The sequence below is a fragment of the Chitinophaga filiformis genome, from assembly GCF_021646545.1.
Taxonomy (GTDB): Bacteria; Bacteroidota; Bacteroidia; order Chitinophagales; family Chitinophagaceae; genus Chitinophaga; species Chitinophaga filiformis_A.
In genome coordinates, this window is the sequence record NZ_JAKIRP010000009.1 from 161,711 (window position 1) to 180,716 (window position 19,006).

17 protein-coding genes and 1 tRNA gene are annotated in these 19,006 nt (G+C 46.0%); 11 read left to right on the plus strand and 7 right to left on the minus strand.

Annotated features, from left to right (window positions below):
* Positions 1 to 91: 91 nt before the first annotated feature.
* A complete protein-coding gene (gene dnaE / locus L3C95_RS21060) occupies positions 92 to 3,736 on the minus strand; it encodes a DNA polymerase III subunit alpha (protein WP_236390616.1) in 3,645 nt (1,214 codons plus the stop codon).
* A gap of 102 nt (positions 3,737 to 3,838) precedes the next feature.
* Between dnaE and L3C95_RS21065 the strand changes: the two genes are divergently transcribed.
* The 4 genes from L3C95_RS21065 to L3C95_RS21080 all read left to right on the plus strand — a co-directional run bounded on the left by L3C95_RS21065 (position 3,839) and on the right by L3C95_RS21080 (position 7,398).
* Positions 3,839 to 4,696, plus strand: coding sequence for a hypothetical protein (locus L3C95_RS21065; protein WP_236390617.1), 858 nt, complete (start codon positions 3,839 to 3,841; stop codon positions 4,694 to 4,696).
* A 290-nt stretch (positions 4,697 to 4,986) separates the two neighbouring features.
* On the plus strand, positions 4,987 to 5,628 hold the full coding sequence (locus L3C95_RS21070; protein WP_236390618.1) for a C40 family peptidase: 642 nt from the start codon (positions 4,987 to 4,989) through the stop codon (positions 5,626 to 5,628).
* A 22-nt stretch (positions 5,629 to 5,650) separates the two neighbouring features.
* Positions 5,651 to 6,586, plus strand: coding sequence for a glycosyltransferase family 2 protein (locus L3C95_RS21075; protein WP_262915901.1), 936 nt, complete (start codon positions 5,651 to 5,653; stop codon positions 6,584 to 6,586).
* Positions 6,587 to 6,597: 11 nt separating this feature from the next.
* Positions 6,598 to 7,398 (plus strand): glycosyltransferase family 2 protein, encoded by an 801-nt coding sequence (locus L3C95_RS21080; protein ID WP_236390620.1) that lies wholly within the window; start codon positions 6,598 to 6,600, stop codon positions 7,396 to 7,398.
* Here L3C95_RS21080 and L3C95_RS21085 read toward each other — a convergent pair whose 3' ends face one another.
* Entirely contained in the window at positions 7,399 to 8,895 is a 1,497-nt protein-coding gene (locus L3C95_RS21085; protein ID WP_236390621.1) for an oligosaccharide flippase family protein, read from the minus strand.
* A 117-nt stretch (positions 8,896 to 9,012) separates the two neighbouring features.
* Between L3C95_RS21085 and L3C95_RS21090 the strand changes: the two genes are divergently transcribed.
* Positions 9,013 to 10,017 (plus strand): glycosyltransferase family 2 protein, encoded by a 1,005-nt coding sequence (locus L3C95_RS21090; RefSeq protein WP_236390622.1) that lies wholly within the window; start codon positions 9,013 to 9,015, stop codon positions 10,015 to 10,017.
* Between the two features lie 182 nt (positions 10,018 to 10,199).
* Here L3C95_RS21090 and L3C95_RS21095 read toward each other — a convergent pair whose 3' ends face one another.
* Positions 10,200 to 11,129 carry a glycosyltransferase gene (locus tag L3C95_RS21095; protein ID WP_236390623.1) on the minus strand — a complete coding sequence of 310 codons (930 nt, stop codon included), beginning with the start codon at positions 11,127 to 11,129 and terminating at the stop codon, positions 10,200 to 10,202.
* A gap of 73 nt (positions 11,130 to 11,202) precedes the next feature.
* On the opposite strand from L3C95_RS21095, the gene L3C95_RS21100 reads away from it, so the two are divergent.
* Together L3C95_RS21100 and L3C95_RS21105 are read left to right on the plus strand one after the other, a co-directional pair.
* Positions 11,203 to 11,484: a hypothetical protein gene (locus tag L3C95_RS21100; protein ID WP_236390624.1), complete on the plus strand. Its 282-nt coding sequence runs from the start codon at positions 11,203 to 11,205 to the stop codon at positions 11,482 to 11,484.
* Positions 11,485 to 12,267, plus strand: coding sequence for a queuosine precursor transporter (locus tag L3C95_RS21105; protein WP_236390625.1), 783 nt, complete (start codon positions 11,485 to 11,487; stop codon positions 12,265 to 12,267). It abuts the gene before it with no gap.
* Positions 12,268 to 12,277: 10 nt separating this feature from the next.
* Here the strand turns inward: L3C95_RS21105 and L3C95_RS21110 are convergent, their stop codons facing one another.
* The 4 genes from L3C95_RS21110 to L3C95_RS21125 form a co-directional block, all read right to left on the minus strand.
* Positions 12,278 to 12,721: an NUDIX hydrolase gene (locus L3C95_RS21110; protein ID WP_236390626.1), complete on the minus strand. Its 444-nt coding sequence runs from the start codon at positions 12,719 to 12,721 to the stop codon at positions 12,278 to 12,280.
* 3 nt (positions 12,722 to 12,724) lie between these two features.
* Complete coding sequence (locus L3C95_RS21115) at positions 12,725 to 13,663, minus strand: magnesium transporter CorA family protein (protein ID WP_199656292.1); 939 nt, start codon at positions 13,661 to 13,663, stop codon at positions 12,725 to 12,727.
* A gap of 30 nt (positions 13,664 to 13,693) precedes the next feature.
* Positions 13,694 to 14,476, minus strand: a complete 783-nt coding sequence (gene dapF, locus L3C95_RS21120) for a diaminopimelate epimerase (RefSeq protein ID WP_236390627.1) — start codon at positions 14,474 to 14,476, stop codon at positions 13,694 to 13,696.
* A gap of 138 nt (positions 14,477 to 14,614) precedes the next feature.
* The gene (locus L3C95_RS21125) at positions 14,615 to 15,493 is read right to left on the minus strand and encodes a nucleoside phosphorylase (RefSeq protein ID WP_236390628.1); all 879 of its coding nucleotides are present in this window, start codon (positions 15,491 to 15,493) and stop codon (positions 14,615 to 14,617) included.
* 92 nt (positions 15,494 to 15,585) lie between these two features.
* Between L3C95_RS21125 and L3C95_RS21130 the strand changes: the two genes are divergently transcribed.
* From L3C95_RS21130 to L3C95_RS21145, 4 genes are all read left to right on the plus strand, one after another.
* Positions 15,586 to 15,656: transfer RNA gene (locus L3C95_RS21130), tRNA-Cys, on the plus strand.
* Positions 15,657 to 16,049: 393 nt separating this feature from the next.
* The gene (locus tag L3C95_RS21135) at positions 16,050 to 16,484 is read left to right on the plus strand and encodes a hypothetical protein (protein ID WP_236390629.1); all 435 of its coding nucleotides are present in this window, start codon (positions 16,050 to 16,052) and stop codon (positions 16,482 to 16,484) included.
* Positions 16,484 to 16,795 carry a hypothetical protein gene (locus L3C95_RS21140; protein ID WP_236390630.1) on the plus strand — a complete coding sequence of 104 codons (312 nt, stop codon included), beginning with the start codon at positions 16,484 to 16,486 and terminating at the stop codon, positions 16,793 to 16,795. The genes L3C95_RS21135 and L3C95_RS21140 overlap by 1 nt, the downstream gene beginning before the upstream one ends.
* A gap of 223 nt (positions 16,796 to 17,018) precedes the next feature.
* Positions 17,019 to 18,572, plus strand: a complete 1,554-nt coding sequence (locus L3C95_RS21145; RefSeq protein ID WP_236390631.1) for an MFS transporter — start codon at positions 17,019 to 17,021, stop codon at positions 18,570 to 18,572.
* The last annotated feature ends 434 nt before the right edge of the window (positions 18,573 to 19,006 follow it).

The following is a 19,006-nucleotide window of genomic DNA, read 5'->3' on the forward strand; positions in this document are numbered from 1 at the left end:
AACCAGCTGCAAGTTACTGCTTTTTTGACAGCCGGTATTTGTTTGTTAAAAGGCGCCGTTTGACCATGCAAATTAGCGCATTTTAAGACCCTTACTTATTGATTGTATCTATATACACATCGATATCAGGTTGTTTGGACAAGAAGTGCGCCAGTTCATCATTCATCTCAATATGCTTGTTGAAAGTATGCAGCTTCACCGTCATTTGATCATCACGATCAATGAGTTGCAGGAAGAGCTCACTGGCGCCCGGATATTTGGCAATATTGTCCACCAGGAAGTCTACCAGCTCGCGCGTGATGAACTTAGGCATGGTGACCAGCGTAACTTTCTTTGTATGTGTTTTCTTCACCTCCTGCAACAATTGTATACCATTCACCTTAAACTCATATTCCGCATCATTGAAACGCTTGGCCTTAAAGCCGCCATTAATGAACAGACATAATCCCGTTTTGAGATAAGGCGCGAAACGGATGAAGTCCTCACTCCACAGGGCAAATTCGAACTTGCCAGAATAGTCCTCAATCGTCATTATGCCAAACTGGCGGTTATTCCTGGATATTCTTTCCTGTGCACCGGTCACATAGACAGCCAGCCTGAAATTACGCTCACGGCCTGCACGGGCATTGCCGGGAGTGGTCAGATCTGCCTGATATTCAACCAGTTCCTGCACGGTATTCATATTGTAGTGGCGGCTCTCAAAACGGTAATCGTCCAGCGGATGCCCGGAAATATAGATACCCGTCACCTCACGTTCGTTGTTCAGTTTGAGGATGAGCGGCCATGGATCACAAGGAGGGATCTTAGGCGGTTCAATGTCTGGCATATCTTCCGCACCAAAGAGGCTGCTCATGGAAGTGGCTGCTCCGGCAGATACCTGCTGGCCAAATTTCACGATCTTGTCAAGACCGGTAGTAGTATCGTTTTCCGGTTTGTGGAAGTATTGGGCACGGTGGAGTTCAGGGAAACAGTCGAAGGCGCCCGACATAGCCAGGGCCTCCAGTGATTTCTTGTTCACCGCACGCTGGTTCACACGTTTGATCATCTCAAAGATGTTCTTGTATGCACCGCCCTTTTGTCTTTCTTCCAGGATGTTTTCTACCGCTGCTTCACCCACACCTTTCAGACCTGCCAGACCGAAACGGATCTGGCCCTGTTTGTTTACCGCGAAACCTTTGAAAGACTCGTTCACATCCGGCGGCAATACGTCTATACCCATACGTTTGGCCTCCTCCATGAAGAAGGTGATCTTTTCAATGTTGCTGGCGTTGTTCAGTACAGCCGCCATATATTCCGCAGGATAGTGTGCTTTCAGGTAAGCGGTCTGATAAGCCACGAAGGCGTAACAGGTGGAGTGGGATTTGTTGAACGCGTAGGACGCAAATGCTTCCCAGTCCGTCCATACTTTATCACATACTTTCAGGTCGTGCCCGTTAGCGGCACAACCTTCCATGAATTGTTTCTTCATTTTGTCCAGTACGGCCTTCTGCTTCTTACCCATGGCTTTACGGAGTACGTCCGCATCACCCTTGGAGAAGTTAGCCAGCTTCTGGCTCAAAAGCATTACCTGCTCCTGGTATACCGTAATACCATAGGTATCGTTCAGGTATTCCTCCATTTCCGGCAGGTCATATACTGTTTCCTCCAGACCGTGTTTACGGCGGATGAACAGCGGAATATACTCCAGCGGTCCCGGACGGTACAGGGCGTTCATCGCAATGAGGTCGTCAAAACGGTCAGGTTTCAGTTCTCGAAGGTACTTCTGCATACCGGCAGACTCGAACTGGAACGTGGCGTTGGTTTCCCCCTTCTGATACAGTTCATATGTTTTGGCGTCATCCAGCGGGATGTCGTCGATACTGATCTCTATTCCGTGGTTGGTTTTGATCAGCTCCAGGGCGCCTTTGATGATGGTAAGGGTCTTCAGACCCAGGAAGTCCATCTTGATTACACCGGCGCTCTCAATGATACTACCTTCGAACTGGGTTACCAGCAGGTCGGAATCCTTGGCGGTAGAAACCGGGATCAGGTCGTACAGGTCTTTCGGCGCAATGATGATACCCGCCGCGTGGATGCCTGTATTACGAACGGACCCTTCCAATACGCAGGCCTCTCTCAGCACTTCACCTTGCAGGTCTTCTCCTTTGATCAGTTCACGCAGCCGCTTCACGTTTTCCAGGTCTTCAGGCCCCAGACCTTCTTTTTCGGCCAGGCTCTTTTCACCTTCATCGATAGGCGCGTTGAAAATACGGTCCAGCTGGATACCCGGCTTATCGGGCACCATTTTGGCCAGCATGTTGGATTCTGCCAGTGGAAGGTCCATTACACGGGCCACGTCTTTGATACTCATCTTGGCAGCCATGGTACCATAGGTAATGATCTGTGCTACCTGGTTCTTACCATATTTCTGCACCACATAGTCAATCACCTTCTGACGGCCTTCATCGTCGAAGTCCGTATCAATATCGGGCATGCTCTTACGTTCCGGGTTGAGGAAACGCTCAAACAGGAGGTTATACTTGATCGGGTCAATATTCGTGATACCTATACAGTAAGCCACCGCAGAACCGGCAGCAGATCCACGGCCGGGGCCTATGAATACTCCTAGGTCGCGTCCGGCCTTGATAAAGTCAGATACGATCAGGAAGTAACCCGCAAATCCCATGTTCTCAATTACCTGCAGTTCAAAGTTCAGACGTTCTTCTACTTCGGCTGTAACTTCCGCATATTTCTTACGGGCGCCCTCCATGGTGAGGTGACGCAGGTACTGGTCCTGTGTCAGGAAGGGAGGTGGAATAGGGAAGTTGGGCAGGAGGATATCCCGCTTCAGGTCCAGCAGTTCCACTTTATCCACGATCTCGTTGGTATTGTCTATCGCCTGTGGAAGATCATGGAAGAGTGCGCTCATCTCTTCGGTAGTCTTGAAATAGAACTGGTCGTTATAGAAAGCGAAACGTTTGTTCTTCATAGACACGTCATCATCAGAGAAATCCTTCATGGTAGGAGTACTCTTTTTCTCGCCCGTGTTGATACAGAGGAGGATGTCGTGCGCGTTGGCGTCTGCCTGGTCTACATAGTGGGAGTCGTTGGAGGCAATGATCTTTACATTGTGCTTGGCAGCAAACTTGATCAGTGACTCATTCACTTTCTCCTGTTCAGGGATACCATGCCTTTGCAATTCAACATAATAGTCCTCACCGAAGATGTCCAGCCACCATTTGAATTCATCTTCTCCTGCTTCTTCTCCTTTTTTCAGGATGGCCCTGGGCACAGAAGCACCCAGACAGCAGGTAGTGGCAATAAGCCCTTTGTGATACTGGACGATCAGTTCTTTGTCAATACGGGGATACTTACCATACAACCCCTCCATGTACCCGAGTGAGCACAATTTGATGAGGTTACGGTAACCTTCCTCATTTTTAGCCAGCAGCACCTGGTGATTACGGATATCTTTTTCCTCACGGGTAAAGGCGCGTTTAAAGCGATTTTCCACTACATAGAACTCGCAGCCAACGATCGGTTTTACCTTGAGCCTTTTATCCTTCGGATCTTCAGGATTCAGCTTGTTGTTGTAAGCTTCTGCCACAAACTGGAACACACCGAACATGTTACCATGGTCCGTGATGGCCAGGGCCGGCTGATTGCTGGCCATAGCTTTCTTGTACAATGATTTGATGTCTGCCGCACCATCCAGCAGGGAATATTGTGTATGAACGTGTAAGTGGGAAAAGATCATTTGGCAAAATTCCGACTCTTCTGTCAGAATATGAATAAAAGGTTATGAAAATTTATGCACACTACTCGTTTTAATATTGAGTACATGCCATATATTTGCTATATGAATAAACTATTTTCCCTTGTATCCCTTTGTGTTGTAGCCCTTTTGGCTACCACATCCTCCTCCTGTGAAAAGGACGAGACGCCGAATCCCGCAGATACTATTGTATTAAGCGCGAAAGGAAAAATACTGACAGATACCATCTGGAGGTATTATGAATATTATAAGGATTTCCAGACCTCCGGTTCCAAACTGGTTTGGAAAACCAACCGTACAGCCAATACACTCGATCTCCGTCTGAATAAAGTAAAATTCAATAAAGATGGTTCCTACTGGGAAATTACCGAAAAAGGAGATTCACTGAAAGGCACCTGGCAGTTCATCAACAATGAAACGCAGATCGTGGTGAACGGTACTACCACATTTACATCCGACATCCGGGTGCTGACAGAAAACCAGTTCGAATGGGAAGTGGTGAATGGTACTACTTATGGCGTAATGATGAAACGTTTTCCCGAGTCAGACAAAAGCAAAACAGCTGCTCAGTTGCTGACCGGAAAGAAATGGAAGTACGAAACGTATTTCTATAACTTCCCGCTGGCATCAGCTGATCTGGTATGGCGTATCGGTAAACCAAACAATACATTCACAACGCTCGACCAGCTGACAGTCGAGTACAAGGCTGACGGCACCTCGGTTGAAACGTATAAAGACGGTACAGTCGTATACGGTACCTGGTCTGTGAACAGTGACGCTACGCGCATTACCGTAACGCCTAATGGTGGTATGAGCTTTGTAGCTGATATCAAAGTGCTGAACGGAACACGCTTTGAATGGAATCGCGTTGACCAGAGCTATTACTATTATGGCGAGCAGATTGTAGCTGACACCACCGGTGGCAGTGCTGGCCGTCGCTAATAAAGCAGACGCTTAAACACAATGGCCTGGCTGAAAGACGTAGCGTCTTCCGGCCAGGCCATCGTCATTATTACATTTTCGTCTCCTGTTGTCGCTAACACTTTTAACTATCCGTGCCAGGCCCTGATACATTTATATCAGTTAGTGTAATACCGGCGTTATAATAGTGCGCTGCCTGATACTGCGCATTATAAAATGATATCTCATCAGTAATCATTACCGAACATGTTAAAAACAATTGTTATAATTATTATTAGTAAATTGGTCCCGATTTTAACCAACGGGCGCTTATGATCGGCAAAAAAAGTATTTTAGGGATAATGGTTATATTTTGCGTGTTTGGACTGGCTGCCTGCTCATCCTCAAAACAGGCAACAACAAAAAGATCCGGCAGCAATAGTCGTGGCAATGTAGAATTCCTGGATGGTTTATCCATTAATGGAAATAATTATACGGCTAGAAGCAAAAGCACGCTGAAATTCACTGCTTCAAGTCCCCTGATAGAGAACGCCCCGCTCTGGCAGTTTAAATATGCTCAATTGCTGGATGTGCGCGTAGAAACAGTGCTGAATACCAATCTGTTTGCGTTTATCGAAGATTGGTGGGGTACACCCTATGTATATGGTGGCAAAAACAGGAACGGAGTGGATTGTTCTGGTTTTACAAATAACCTGCTGGTGGCGGTATTCCGGCTGAATAGTTCAGGCAGCTCCTCACAATTATATCAAAAGGCCCGAAAATTGAGTAAGTCAGAAATGAGGGAAGGTGACCTGGTTTTCTTCAAAACCGATGGAAAATCAATCTCTCATGTGGGTGTATACCTGAATAATAATAAATTTGTGCACGCTTCAACGAGCCTCGGAGTGACAATCAGTGATCTGAACGAGACTTATTGGGCAAGATATTATGCCGGGAGTGGCAGAATAGAGTAAACCGGAAAAAGAGAAAAGATTCATGAGTAGTCCTGCAGTTTCAATATGTATACCGGCATACAAACAACCCGAGATGCTAAAACGCTGTCTTGACAGTATCCGGCAGCAGACATTTACCAACATAGAAGTGATCGTAACAGATGATAGTCCGGGCGATGAAGTCGAACGTCTGATCGACACTTATAAAGATATTCTTCCCATCCGCTATAAACGCAACGTGCCCGCTATGGGAACGCCGGAAAACTGGAATGAAGCCATTCGCCAGGCAAAGGGAAAGTATATTAAACTCATCCATCACGACGATTGGCTGGCAACACCCGATGCATTGCAAAAGCTGCACGATGCACTGGAGGCTGCCCCCGGAAGCGATTTTGCGTACGCAAGAGCGCTGTTGGTGTACGACGATGGGAAAGAATGGCTGTTGCCCATGAAGATCGAAAACCTCGACCGTGTGCGCCGGGAACCGGAATATGTGATGGTCGTAAAACCAATATCCACACCCAGTGTTACGCTGTTCAGAAATAAGTTCATGTACGATAACCGCATGAAATGGATGGTGGATATAGATGGTTATATCCAGGAACTTTACCGTAATCCCGCCATCGTGTGTGTGAATGAACCACTCGTGAAAGTCGGTATTCATGCTTACCAGGTGACACAGGAATGCGAGAACAATAAAGACGTAGACGTAAAGGAACACATCCAGTTACTCGATAAGCTGCGCCCCGGATTATTAAGAAAGTGGTTGTATTATGACTACTTCTGGCGATTGCTACGCAGGTATGACATTCGTAGCAGCGCCGAATTGAACGCGCTGGCAAAGGGTTTTCCTGTACATCCTGAGCTTTATCGCATGGCGGCCCTCCAGTCAAAACTGCCGGCTTCTTTATGGAAAAAGGGCATTATTTCAAAAACTGGCATGTTTCTTTGTTATCTAACATCACTTTTAAAAAAATAATCTGATCCATAATGTTGAATGAGCTGATCTCTGTCGTAATTCCGTGTTATAATGATGGCGCCTATCTGCATGAAGCGATTGCTTCTATCCGCAGGCAGGATTATCCTAATTATGAGATCATTATTGTGAATGATGGTTCCACAGATGCCGCTACTTTAAAAGTGCTGGATGAAGTGGTAGCCCCGGATGTGCAGGTGCTGCACAAGGAAAACGGCAGAATGGCTTCCGCAAGGAATCATGGTATCAGACATGCAAAAGGAAAGATCATTGCGGCACTGGACTCAGATGATTACTTTGGCGATACCTTTTTTAAGAAGGCAATGGCCATACTGGATGCCAACAAGGAAATAGGAGTGGTGACCTCTTATATCCAGTTGTTTGGCGCTGAAAAGCTGGTATCCAAACCACGAGGCGGAACAGCCGTTAACTTCCTGTTCGGTAATCAATGCCCTGCCTGTGCAATTTACAGAAGAGAATGCTGGGAAGATATCGGCGGCTTTGATGAAGCGATGAAACTGGGATATGAGGACTGGGAGTTTTATATCCGCGTGACCCGCCAGGGATGGAAGATAGAAGTGATCCCCGAAAGACTGCTGTTCTACAGGCAGACCAAAAAATCGACCTACCGTAATGATACCCGCCCGAATGTAGTAGAACTGGTAGACTACATCGTCAACAAACACCAGGATTGGTACCTGGATATGATCAAACAGCTGATAGTACGCCGGGAAGTGATCTATACTGAAAGCAGGATCTCTTACCAGAACATTTTTAAAATGTTGAAGAACAGACTGCTTGGGAAGTATAAATAGTTATGGTCTTCCCATTTTACTGCTGATAAGGGATATACCCTTTTTATACAGTATGGTGATATCTTCTGAGAGGTTCAGCCTGATGACCAGAAATCCGTAGATGCCTGCAAATACCAATGTCCGGACGATCATATTCAGAAGTGGTATGGAAATATTGATCAGCCGGCTCACAATAAAATACAGCGATAGCGTTAGTATAATTGAATACAGCGTTTGTCTGGTAAACGGCTGCATGTTATAGTTTTTCAGGAGGAAGAGGTAGCGGATCCCATTGTAGATTGTCAGGGATATCAGCTGCGCTACACCAGCTCCCATAATACCATAAGTCTTTACAAAATAATAGTTCAGTGGCAATGTTAATGCGAGCAGGATGAGGTGCGATTGCAATTCAAAACGCCAGCGCGGTGAAGTGGAAATTACCTGTGAGTTTAACCCTGTACCCAATTCGATGATCTTCGTGATACCTAGTATGAGTACTAATGGTTTGCCTTCGTGATAGATTGCGGGCAACTTAAGGAAATCAAAGGCATCATCCAGGTTCAGCCAGATAACAGAAAATATAAAGGAAGAAAAGATCAGCAGATTAATCGAGGACTTCGTATAAACGTTGGCAATGTTTGCCATATCATTATCCTTCCATGATTGGGCGATGATCGGTACTCCTATGCTGATCATACTTCTTTGCGGTACGTCTATTACAGTACAGATATAAGTAGCCAGTGTAAATACGGCAGCAAATTCCAGTCCTTTGAAACTGGAGATCAGGATGGAATCAATGGTGAGGCTGATAATAGTAATTACATTGCTGGCAAAGATGAATGCCGTGAAACGTAACATCTGTTTTCCAAGGTCTTTTGTAACCTGGCTGGGAAGTCTGCCCAACGGCAATTGTTTCTTATACCAGAAGTAAAAAATTAATCCGCAGAACGTCACGGCATATGTAAATCCGAAGATGTTCATGAAGGTATGGAAGCGGATCAGGCCAAAGATGAAAGCCAGCACTATAATAGTGTGAAACACGCGGAATACGACCTCTTTCATGAAGTTGGAAAGAATGGTCTTATGCTGATTCCATGCATGCACTTCCATGATCTGAAAGCCCAGGAAGAAAAAAACAAGCGGATAGCTGATGTAAAAATATTCCACCAGCAAGGGCGATTTTCCGGAGAACTTACGGATAATCAGCGGTTCCAGGAAATACGAACCCGCAAATACAATGAGTATCCCGATGCCGCCCAATGCAAATGCGAGCGTGAGCAGGTCCATTTTCTTCTGTGGAAGCGCCCTGTAGTAAGGATAGTATCGTGCCACCAGGGTCGGAATACCTAGACAGGCAACACTGGTCATCAGGGTAGAGATCTCGAAAAGTGTACGGGTAAGGCCGTTTTCTGCGGGCGCGAAGTATTTTGTCATCAGGTAGATGTTGATCGCACCCAGAATGAATCCAAAATATGTATAAATCGAAGAAACGAGGCTCTTAGTCCTTACAACACCCATATAACACTAGTCTGTTTGACCCACTAAGATATTTATATTTTTAGATTAAGGAGACCTTTCATATAATATTGCCGCATATTTTTTATCTTGAGGGTTTACTTTATTTTCGCCCTGCATATGGATTTGTCTGTCATCATTGTGAATTATAAGAGCAGCCGCCTCATTCTGGATTGTATCAGCACTATTGTGGCAGAGACAACCGCTATTAGCTATGAGGTGATTGTAGTGGATAATGCTTCCGGTGATAACAGCGAGCAACTGATCACATATGCCTTCCCTTTTGTGCAGTTCCTGCAGATGGGCTACAATGCAGGTTTTTCCCGTGCCAACAATATGGGTTTACGTGCCGCAAAGGGCGATTACCTGTTACTGCTGAATCCTGATACACTGATCCTCGATCATGCATTAGACCGTTGCGTACAACGGTTTGCAGAAAGCAAGCTGGTTGCCTGTGGTGTACAGCAGCTGAACGCTGATCGCTCATTGCAGATATCGGGCAACTACTTCATGAAAGGCGGGCTCAATCACCTGCTGCCATTGCCCTACTGGGGAAAAGTGATCCGCTGGGCAGGTTATCAGCTGAAAACCAAAGTGCCCAACGTGCAGGAGGCCAGTACAGAACATCATGTAGACTGGATCAGCGGGGCTTTCCTGATGGTGAAACGCAGTTCGCTCGAAAAGGCAGGTTATATGGACGAAGATTTCTTCCTGTATGCGGAAGAAGTAGAGTGGTGCAGTCGCCTGCGTAAACTGGGGCCCCTGGCTATTTTCGGAGATATTAATATCATACATCTTCAGGGTGAAACGACCGGCGACGCATTCGGCTCTGATGAGAAGGGTTATTACGGATTGTATGACAGGAAAGGATTACAGCTGATGTTGTCCAATCATGTAAGGGTACGTAAGCAGTTCGGTGTAATGTGGTATTTTATTCTTCTGCTCAATTATTCATTCGCAGTGCCGGTATTTTTCTTCGGCAGTATATTCGAGAATTTATTCAAGGGACGAAACCCTTTCAGATACATGCCGCAGGTATGGGGATTAACGAAAAATGTCTTCCAGCTGTGGGTGATGACACCGACGATTATCCGTAACAAACCGCATTTCTATAAGGTGTTGTAATGTTATATTCCCATATTCCCCGGGTTGCACCCGGGGCTACAAACACACGGCTCCGTCAGGAGCCGATTATGTTTTGTTAAATATGTTATTGTAATGTGACAACTATTGAATAAGTCCGGTAAACCCGCTCGTACCAGTTTCCGCCGGATACTATCGCATCTGCCCCAGGCCAGTACTTATGCTTACGCTTCCTGCTTATGCACCGGCTCCCAATATCCTTTCAGCACATCGATCCTGAATTGAATCACCGGCCATGACTTGGCTGGTCTTCCCTGTAATAAGTAGTATCCACCTATCACAACAGAGGCTCCCAGTTTAAACAGGTATTCCAGGCTTTTCTTATGCACAGCCATGCCTCCCTTCGTCACCATGCGCACCTTCTCTCCACGGCCAATACCGGACGCGACACGGTACATATATTCGGATGTGAGCTTCTTCACTTCCACCACGTGATGTACAATTACTGATGGATCGTAGTAGATGATGCCGCCTCTTTCTATCAGCTTGTAAAAGAATTCCTTACCCTCACCACCTACGCGCAAGGTACCTTTCACGCCCGGCAGACTGGTATTAAAACCACCTACGGCAAAGAAGTCATCGCGACGCACTATCATATTGGATTCCAATGGATAGCGTCCATTATCGAAAGGTTTCGCTACAGGACTGTAATCGAAGTTGCCCACCAGCGAAGAGACATAATGAGACATCCATTTCGGCTCTGACGGAATATAGCGTGGAATGATACGGCCGCCCAGGCCTGTAGCATCCGGATGTTGTTCAAAGAAGGTGATGATATTCTGCAGATATCCCGGCATCGCTACTGCATCATCATCCATACAGCAGATCAGGGCCCCGCGAGATTTTTCTGCACCGGTATTCCGCGCATAGGACGCACCCTGGCGGGTTTCCAGGTAGTAATACAGCTGCATATCAGGGTGTTCAGCAATATATGCCTTTACCTTGGCAGCGGTATTATCTTTACTGTTATTATCGACCACGATCACCTCATAGCGTTGTTTATCAATATCCTGTTTATACAGACTATCGATGGCCTCAATGATATAGGCTTCTCTGTTATACGAACATATGACTATCGATATTGCTATTTGCATGAATTAGTTTCCTTTTTTATTTAATTCCACACAGGGAAAGCAAAATAACTGTAATTTATCCGAAATTTCAATAATGGGGCGGTTACGATTCTTTTTGAAGGTGGCATTTATCTGCAACATCTGTTTTCTGTTGGCGGAGGCATCTTACTACATCGACTTCAGGGGCACTACGCCTGAGTTGCTGAAATACGTACTGCTGATGGGCATTGTAATCTCTTTTCCGCTGAACCTGCTGACATTACTCGTAGCTTCCATTATGTTGTACAGGCGTAAAATAACCTGGGCAGCGCTTCCTCCCTTTGTATTTATTGTGAACACTATAATTTTAATCGTGCAATTTTATTTCCTATTCTAAATGGTACACAACATTCTAAAAGACAGACCAACTAAACTTTTCATCTTCTTTTGCAGCTTTTTCGTAGCTAATGCGCTGATAGCAGAATGTATCGGCGGGAAGATCTTTTCGCTGGAGAAACTGTTCGGTTTTCCCGTACATACCTTCACGGTGTTTGGTCAAAGCGGATTATCCTTCAATCTTACGTGCGGCGTATTATTATGGCCCCTGGAGTTTGTCATGACAGACATTGTCAACGAGTATTACGGTCCTAAAGCAGTGAAGCGGATCTCCTACATTGCTGTAGCGCTGATCAGTTATGCCTTTATCATGTTTTATGTATCCGTGTCAGTGCCGCCGGCCGATTTCTGGATCGGCACCGGTGCAGAAAGAGGTATCCCCAATATGCAGTCAGCTTTTGGTGGAATCTTTGGTCAGGGTATGTGGATCATTATCGGTAGTATCACGGCATTCCTGGTAAGCCAGTTGATAGATGTTGCGGTATTCCATCGCATCAAACGTGCTACAGGTGAAAAACATGTATGGCTGAGGGCAACCGGATCAACGGTGGTATCGCAGCTGGTAGACAGTTTTATCGTATTGTATATTGCCTTTAAACTGGGAAGTAACTGGAGCTGGCAGCTGGTGCTGGCAGTGTGTGTGGTGAATTATATCTACAAGTTCACCGTTGCCATCTTACTCACTCCTTTGATCTACTTTATTGAAGGACGTATTGAAAATTATTTAGGCAAGGAAACTGCGGCCAGCATGAAAGCAGCCGCTATGGGCAAGACGGCGGAATAACGCATTATTTTCAGTAGCGCAGTTTCACAAGATCAGCTACTACTTTATCAATGGGAAGGGTAACTGCTTCGGCGGAAAACTCTTCCCAGTTTATCCATCTGGCTCCTTCCACATCTGTTTTATCTTCCGGAATGGGGAAGTCAAAGGGTTTGTCCAGCACTGGGAAACTGGTTGCCGATAAAGGTTTTACGAGGTAATAGATAGAAATGATCTGGGAATTATCGCCAAAAGCAGAAAGCTGGAAGAAATCGGTGGTATAGATATGTTCTATAACCTCCACTTCAAGTCCCAGTTCCTCCTGGAATTCCCGCACCACACATTGTAATGTGCCTTCTCCGAATTCCAGTCCGCCACCGGGGAATTTAGTATAAAATCCGCCACGGATATATTCATCAGTAACGAGCACCTGTTTCTGCTCATTCATCATTATTCCGTATACGCGAACATTAAACATTGTTTAAAACCATTTCTTCTTCATGAAATACCAGCTCATGATCACGGAGATGACGATAGACAGTATGACCGGAATATAGAACGCGTGTGCCGAGTGGGCAAACGGGATCTCTACGTTCATACCGTAAATGCTGGCTACCAATACGGGGAAGGTCAGCACGATGGTTATGGACGTCAGGCGTTTCATGACCAGGTTCAGGTTATTGGAGATGATGCTCGCAAAGGCATCCATTGAGCTGCTGAGGATGTTGGTATAGACGTTGGCCATTTCCAGCGCCTGTGAAGTGTCTACGATCAGGTCATGCAGGAATTCCTTCTCATCTTCATTCAATCCCAGGAAATTGGTACGCTCGATCTTCATGAGCAATAGTTCATTACTGCGAAGGGCAGTAAGGAAATACACCAGGCTTTTCTGGATCCGCATAATGTAGAGCAACTCTTCGTTACGGTTACTGTCATACAGTTTTTGTTCCAGGATATTCCTGCGCTGGTTGATCTCTTTCAGGTAATCCAGGAAGTTCATGGTCACCTTTTCGAAGATCTTCAGCACCATCATATTCCTTTTTTCAGGATGACGGTTATGGAAAGTATTCAGGAAGCGGTTGATAGCTGCATTGTCGAATGAGTTAACTGTCAGGATCTGATTGTGCGTAAGGATGATAACGATGGGGATTGTAATGTAATAGGCATCGCTTTCGTTGATGGAATTATTTTCCGTAGGCGTTTTGATGACAATCAGCTTTACGTTATCCTCCAGTTCATAACGGGACTTCTCATCGATATCGAGAGAGTCGGTGAGGAAGTCAAGGGGGATATCCAGTTCTTCTGAAAGTTGTTCGAATTCAGACTGTTTCAGGGGAGGGGTAATGTTCACCCATGCCCCATTCTCAGGACTTGATATTTCTACCGTACGCGCATCTATATTTTTGAAATATTGAATCATCCGGCCGCAAAGGTAGATTAATTAAAGTTACTACAATGTGATATTTCCCTCAAAAACAAGGGTTGCGGGTCCGCAGAGCCAGATATTGTTGTAGGAGCGTTCACCGGTTTTGGTGAAACGTACTTCCAGTTTTCCTCCCAATGTCTGCACGGGTATAACATATTCTTTTTCCTCCTGGCCTGCAGTCATCAGGGCTGCGGCAGTGACGCCGGTACCACAGGAATAGGTCTCATCTTCCACGCCGCGTTCATAGGTACGAACGAAGATGCCCTGTTCCAGGGGCTGAACAAAATTGACGTTGGTGCCTTCTTTTGCAAAGCGGTCATTATAGCGGATCTGTCTTCCTTCGGTGAATACGTCTACGGCCTGTACATCTTCTACAAACTTAACGAAGTGAGGAGAGCCGGTATTGAGATAGGAATAGAGGGAACCTAATTCCACGCCATTCACATCCTGCATTTTCAGGTTCACCCAGCTGTCGCCTTTGAGGGTAGCTTCATGAGGACCATCTACCGCCAGAAAACTGAGTTTCTCACCATTGAGACCCATTTTACGGGCGAAAGCCACCAGGCAGCGGCCACCGTTACCGCACATACTGCTTTCACGGCCGTCAGCGTTGTAATATTTCATTCCGAAATCATAACCTTCCTGGGTATTGAGGAGCATCAGTCCATCTGCCCCGATACCGAAACGCCGGTCGCACAGAAAATGTACCTGCTCTTCCGTCAAAAAGTTATACTCGCCATTCCGGTTGTCCATGATCACGAAGTCATTGCCGGTTCCCTGGTATTTGTAGAAATGAATTGCTGACATAATGCGCAAAAGTAAGTCTTTTAAATGATAGTCAATAGCCCATACAGAACAGGCCCTGGAACCTTGGTACCAGGGCCTGTTGTTTGACATGGTCAACTGTTGAAGGCTGACAAAGTCAAGTTTAAGGAGGATTGATAATCAGATCTTTTCTATGATGGCTAAGGATTGTTTGATGAGGTTCTCTACAGCCAGTGCACCATCTTTGGTAAATTCCTGCCGGATACGGTTGGCAACGATGGCGCTGATAGAGAGGCAATCATGTCCCAGTACACGGCCAAGGCCATAAATACCGGCAGTCTCCATTTCAAAGTTGGAAATGTAGTGATTGTCATGACGGAAGGCTGTCAGCTGTTCCAGCAACTGAGGGTGGGAGAGTGGTCCTCTCAGTGCACGTCCCTGGGGCGCATAGAACCCCGGGCAGGTAATAGTAATACCACTGATATACCCCTGGGTAAAACGCCCTGCCAGGTCATTAGCCGCGCTTAACAGGTACGGGCTGGCGCTACCGGGGCGCAGGTATACCTGCTGCCGGAAAGCTTCCAGGAGGCTCTTTTCCTGCGCGGTATTCTCAAATTCATACCAGGGCAGGAGATTGTCCAGTCCTACACCGTGTGAGGAAACCACGAAACTGTCCACCGGCACATTTTCCTGCAGGGCGCCGGAAGTACCTAAGCGGATGATTTGCAGGCGGGTAAGGGACGGTTTTACGGTGCGGGTGCTGAAGTCGATATTCACCAGGGCATCCAGTTCATTGAGCACGATGTCGATATTGTCTGTTCCGATACCGGTAGACACGACAGTGAGCCGTTTTTGTCCGATATATCCCGTATGGGTAACAAATTCCCTGTGCTGATGAGTGCTTTCTGTACGATCGAAATGTTTGCTAACTTCGGGTACGCGATCAGGGTCTCCAACCGTTACAATAGTCGTGGCAAGCTCTTCTGGCCTGACATCCAGATGATATACAGCTCCCCGGCTATTTAATATCAGTTCAGATTCTGCAATACGTTTATTCATGGTTATCTGATAAAATTGTGAAATAGATTTGGCAAATATCTAAAATTTACTACTTTTGCAATCCCATCGAACGGATGGGTGCACAAAAATAAGGTTTCGTGGCCGAGTGGCTAGGCTGAGCTCTGCAAAAGCTCCTACAGCGGTTCGAATCCGCTCGAAACCTCGGAAAGGACTACAGAAATGTAGTCCTTTTTTGTTTTATGGCAGTGGAAATATTACTGCTACTTTGCCAACTGTTAATGGTCACCGTAATCATCTGCTGCAGAAAACAGGTTCCCGCAATGTTACGGGGCATGGTATTGTATGTTATCCGAATAATATTGTGACTTTGAAATGATGGTCAAAACTGCACGTAATATATAGGGCCGGCCTTACAGTATTTTTTCCATGCAAATGTGGTTAATGAATTGAATGAACGGTATGAAGGGATGAATTAAGGAATGAACAAAATGAACTGAAATAACCCGAAAGTTAATAGGTAAGTTTGTTGCTGTAATGATTTTTGTAGTGATAGATATGAGGAAATAAGGAAGTATTAACTAAACAATCATACAGTATGCAGAACATTGTAAATAACCGATCCCAGGCTGGCGCACAGCCAATGGCCTTCAATGGTGGAACTGGTTTTGTTAACACCAACCCACAAACGGGTACACAAGGAGTAACCAAAGTTATTGAATCAAACAAAAACCAACCAGTTATGTCATCGTATTCTCCCCACGTAATCATCTCTGAGCAGAGAACTTATTCGCTCTATTCTCCATTATCTTCTCAACTGAGCCAGGAAGATAAACACTTTTTGATCGAGAACGAGATGTTAGGGATAGTGGCTTCAGGTAGAACTCAGGCTGAAGCCGAGCAGGATTTTGCTCAGGAGTTTGATTTTATTTACCAGCGGTATAACGAATTATCCGATGCTCAGATGTCCGGGCGTATTAAGCGGATCAAAACTTTATTAAATACTATTGTTAAAGAAGTAAATTTTAAATGATGGCATCATTGCAAGCACAAAAGACAATAAGAAACCTTTTAAGTAAAGGGTTTGTAAAGGCAAATGGCGGGCACCAATATCTGGAGTTCTGGCACAATGGGAAGTATGTCCTGCAAACCTTTTGTAGTCATAATGATCAGGATATAAATGACTACTTAATAACGAAAATGAAAAAACAATGTCATCTGGGGAAAGATGATTTCCTCGATTTGGCCAATTGCCCTTTATCGGAAGAAGGCTATGTAAGAAAGTTGATTGATAAAGGCACATTGACGAAAGAAGATCTGTTGACAGCAGCGAATATCAATTAGCAAAGGAAAGAAAGCTAATTTGGTGTTAGTGCTTTAACAATGAAAGGTCTGACAGCAACAACAAATTGTTTAACCCCCTGATTTCTTCCCTACGTTTCCCCATGTCAAATAATGAATGCTTTAATGCCCATAGTGAACGGATTTAAATAATCCGTGGATGCAAGCTGATAAAAGCCGCAAAACGGAATGAGTTATGCGTCTCTTTTTGTCATAACTTTCCTGAATGGCAACAGTATCTCTCTCCAGCACAGCCGGAAAATGGATCATGGTATCGACGATCATGGCCTCGGCTATGGCTTTTATTGACGGTACAGCCCTGAATGTGGTCCTGCCCGCTATTCAGCAAAGCATGCACGCTTCCGGCACTGATCTGTTCTGGATGTTGAACGCATACCTCCTGATGCTGGCGTCGCTGATGCTCATCGGCGGTTCGCTGGGAGATAAGTTAGGCCGTAAAAAGGTCTTTATTGCAGGCATCCTGATATTCATCATTGGTTCTACCGCTTGTGGAATGGCCGGCAACGTGACACTACTGATCCTCTTTAGGGTCCTGCAAGGCATAGGCGGCGCATTGATGATACCCGGCAGTCTTTCGCTAATATCTTCGTCCATAAATGAAGACGAGCGGGGTAAAGCCATCGGTACCTGGTCAGCTTTTACTACTGTCGTAACTATCGGCGGACCAATACTGGGCGGTGCCCTGGCTGACGCCGGTTACTGGCGCTACATCTTTTTCATTAATGTACCCATAGGCTTAGTGGCAGTGCTCATCCTCTGGAAAAAAGTGAAGGAGAGTATTGCAGACGATGATGACAAGACATTGGACTTCCCCGGCGCAGCAGCCATTGCACTCGGATTGGCAGCTATTACTTTTGGCTTCCTGCGCATTCCCGAGATTGGGTTTAACAACTGGCAGGTGCTGGTGTCCTTAGGAGCGGGGCTCTCGCTGTTAATAGCATTCATCTTCATAGAAAGGAAAAGCAGGCATCCCATGATGCCTTTGTCACTGTTCAGGAACATGACATTCTCCGGAGCCAACCTTCTGACCCTCTTTCTTTACGCCGGACTGGGAGCCGGTATGTTGTTCCTCTCTCTTAACCTGGTACAGGCGCAGGGGTATGACCAGCTGCAGTCTGGACTTACGTTCCTGCCATTTACCATCCTGATGGTGTTCGTTGCCCGCTTTGCAGGTTCACTGGCCGATAAATATGGCCCCAAGTTATTGCTGACCATCGGTCCGGCGATAGCAGGAGCGGGTTTGCTGATGTTGTCTTTCGTCGGACAAACTCCCGGGCCTTCTGCATATTTCCGCACCTTCTTTCCCGGTATTGTTGTTTTTGGCTTAGGAATGTCTTTTACCGTAGCTCCTCTAACAGCAACGGTGATGGGCGCTGTGAGTGATCAATTCTCCGGAACAGCGTCCGGTATCAATAATGCATTGTCCCGTATCGCAGGTGTATTTGCCAATGCCATCCTCGGTGCATTAGCGGTCCTGTTTTTCTCCGGTTCCCTGAAACATGAACTGGGTGACCTGCCTTTGAATGAGGCCAGTAAACAGGAGGTAATACAGCAAACAAAGGAACTGGGTAATGCAAAAGCCCCTGCCTCATTAAATGAAGCGGATAAACAAAAAGTAACGCGTCTATACCATAGCAGCTTCGTATCCGCCTATCAGAAGATCATGCGCATATCGGGGTTCCTTGGCTTCCTGGGAGCATTGATGTCTGTCATCTTTATCCGGAATAGTGCTGTCAGCGCAACCCCGGTTCCCGATTAGGAGATATAATGTATAAATATTCCGGGGTGGTCACACGGGGCAACAACACGGTGCCCAGGGTTTCACCTGCGGGTTACAAACATGGTGCCCAGGGTGTCACCATGGGTAACAACACGGTTCCCCGGGGTTTCACCCGGGCTACAAACATGGTGCCCAGGGTATCACTACGGGTAACAACACGGTCCCCGGGATTTCACCCCGGGCTACTAACACTGGGACTCCTGACGGAGTCCTATTGTGTTGTGTTGATGGCATTTGTTATTAATATCACCGATAGAACAATGTCTCCATTACACCTGTTTTGCATAAAGCAGACCTTAATGTGGCTAACCGCTTATACTTTCAATCGATAAATTTTGTGCCTTCCTGGACGGAGTTACTTTCATTTTCGTATTTTTCGTGCTACTGCTGGACCTTATCCGGTAGCACGGCAC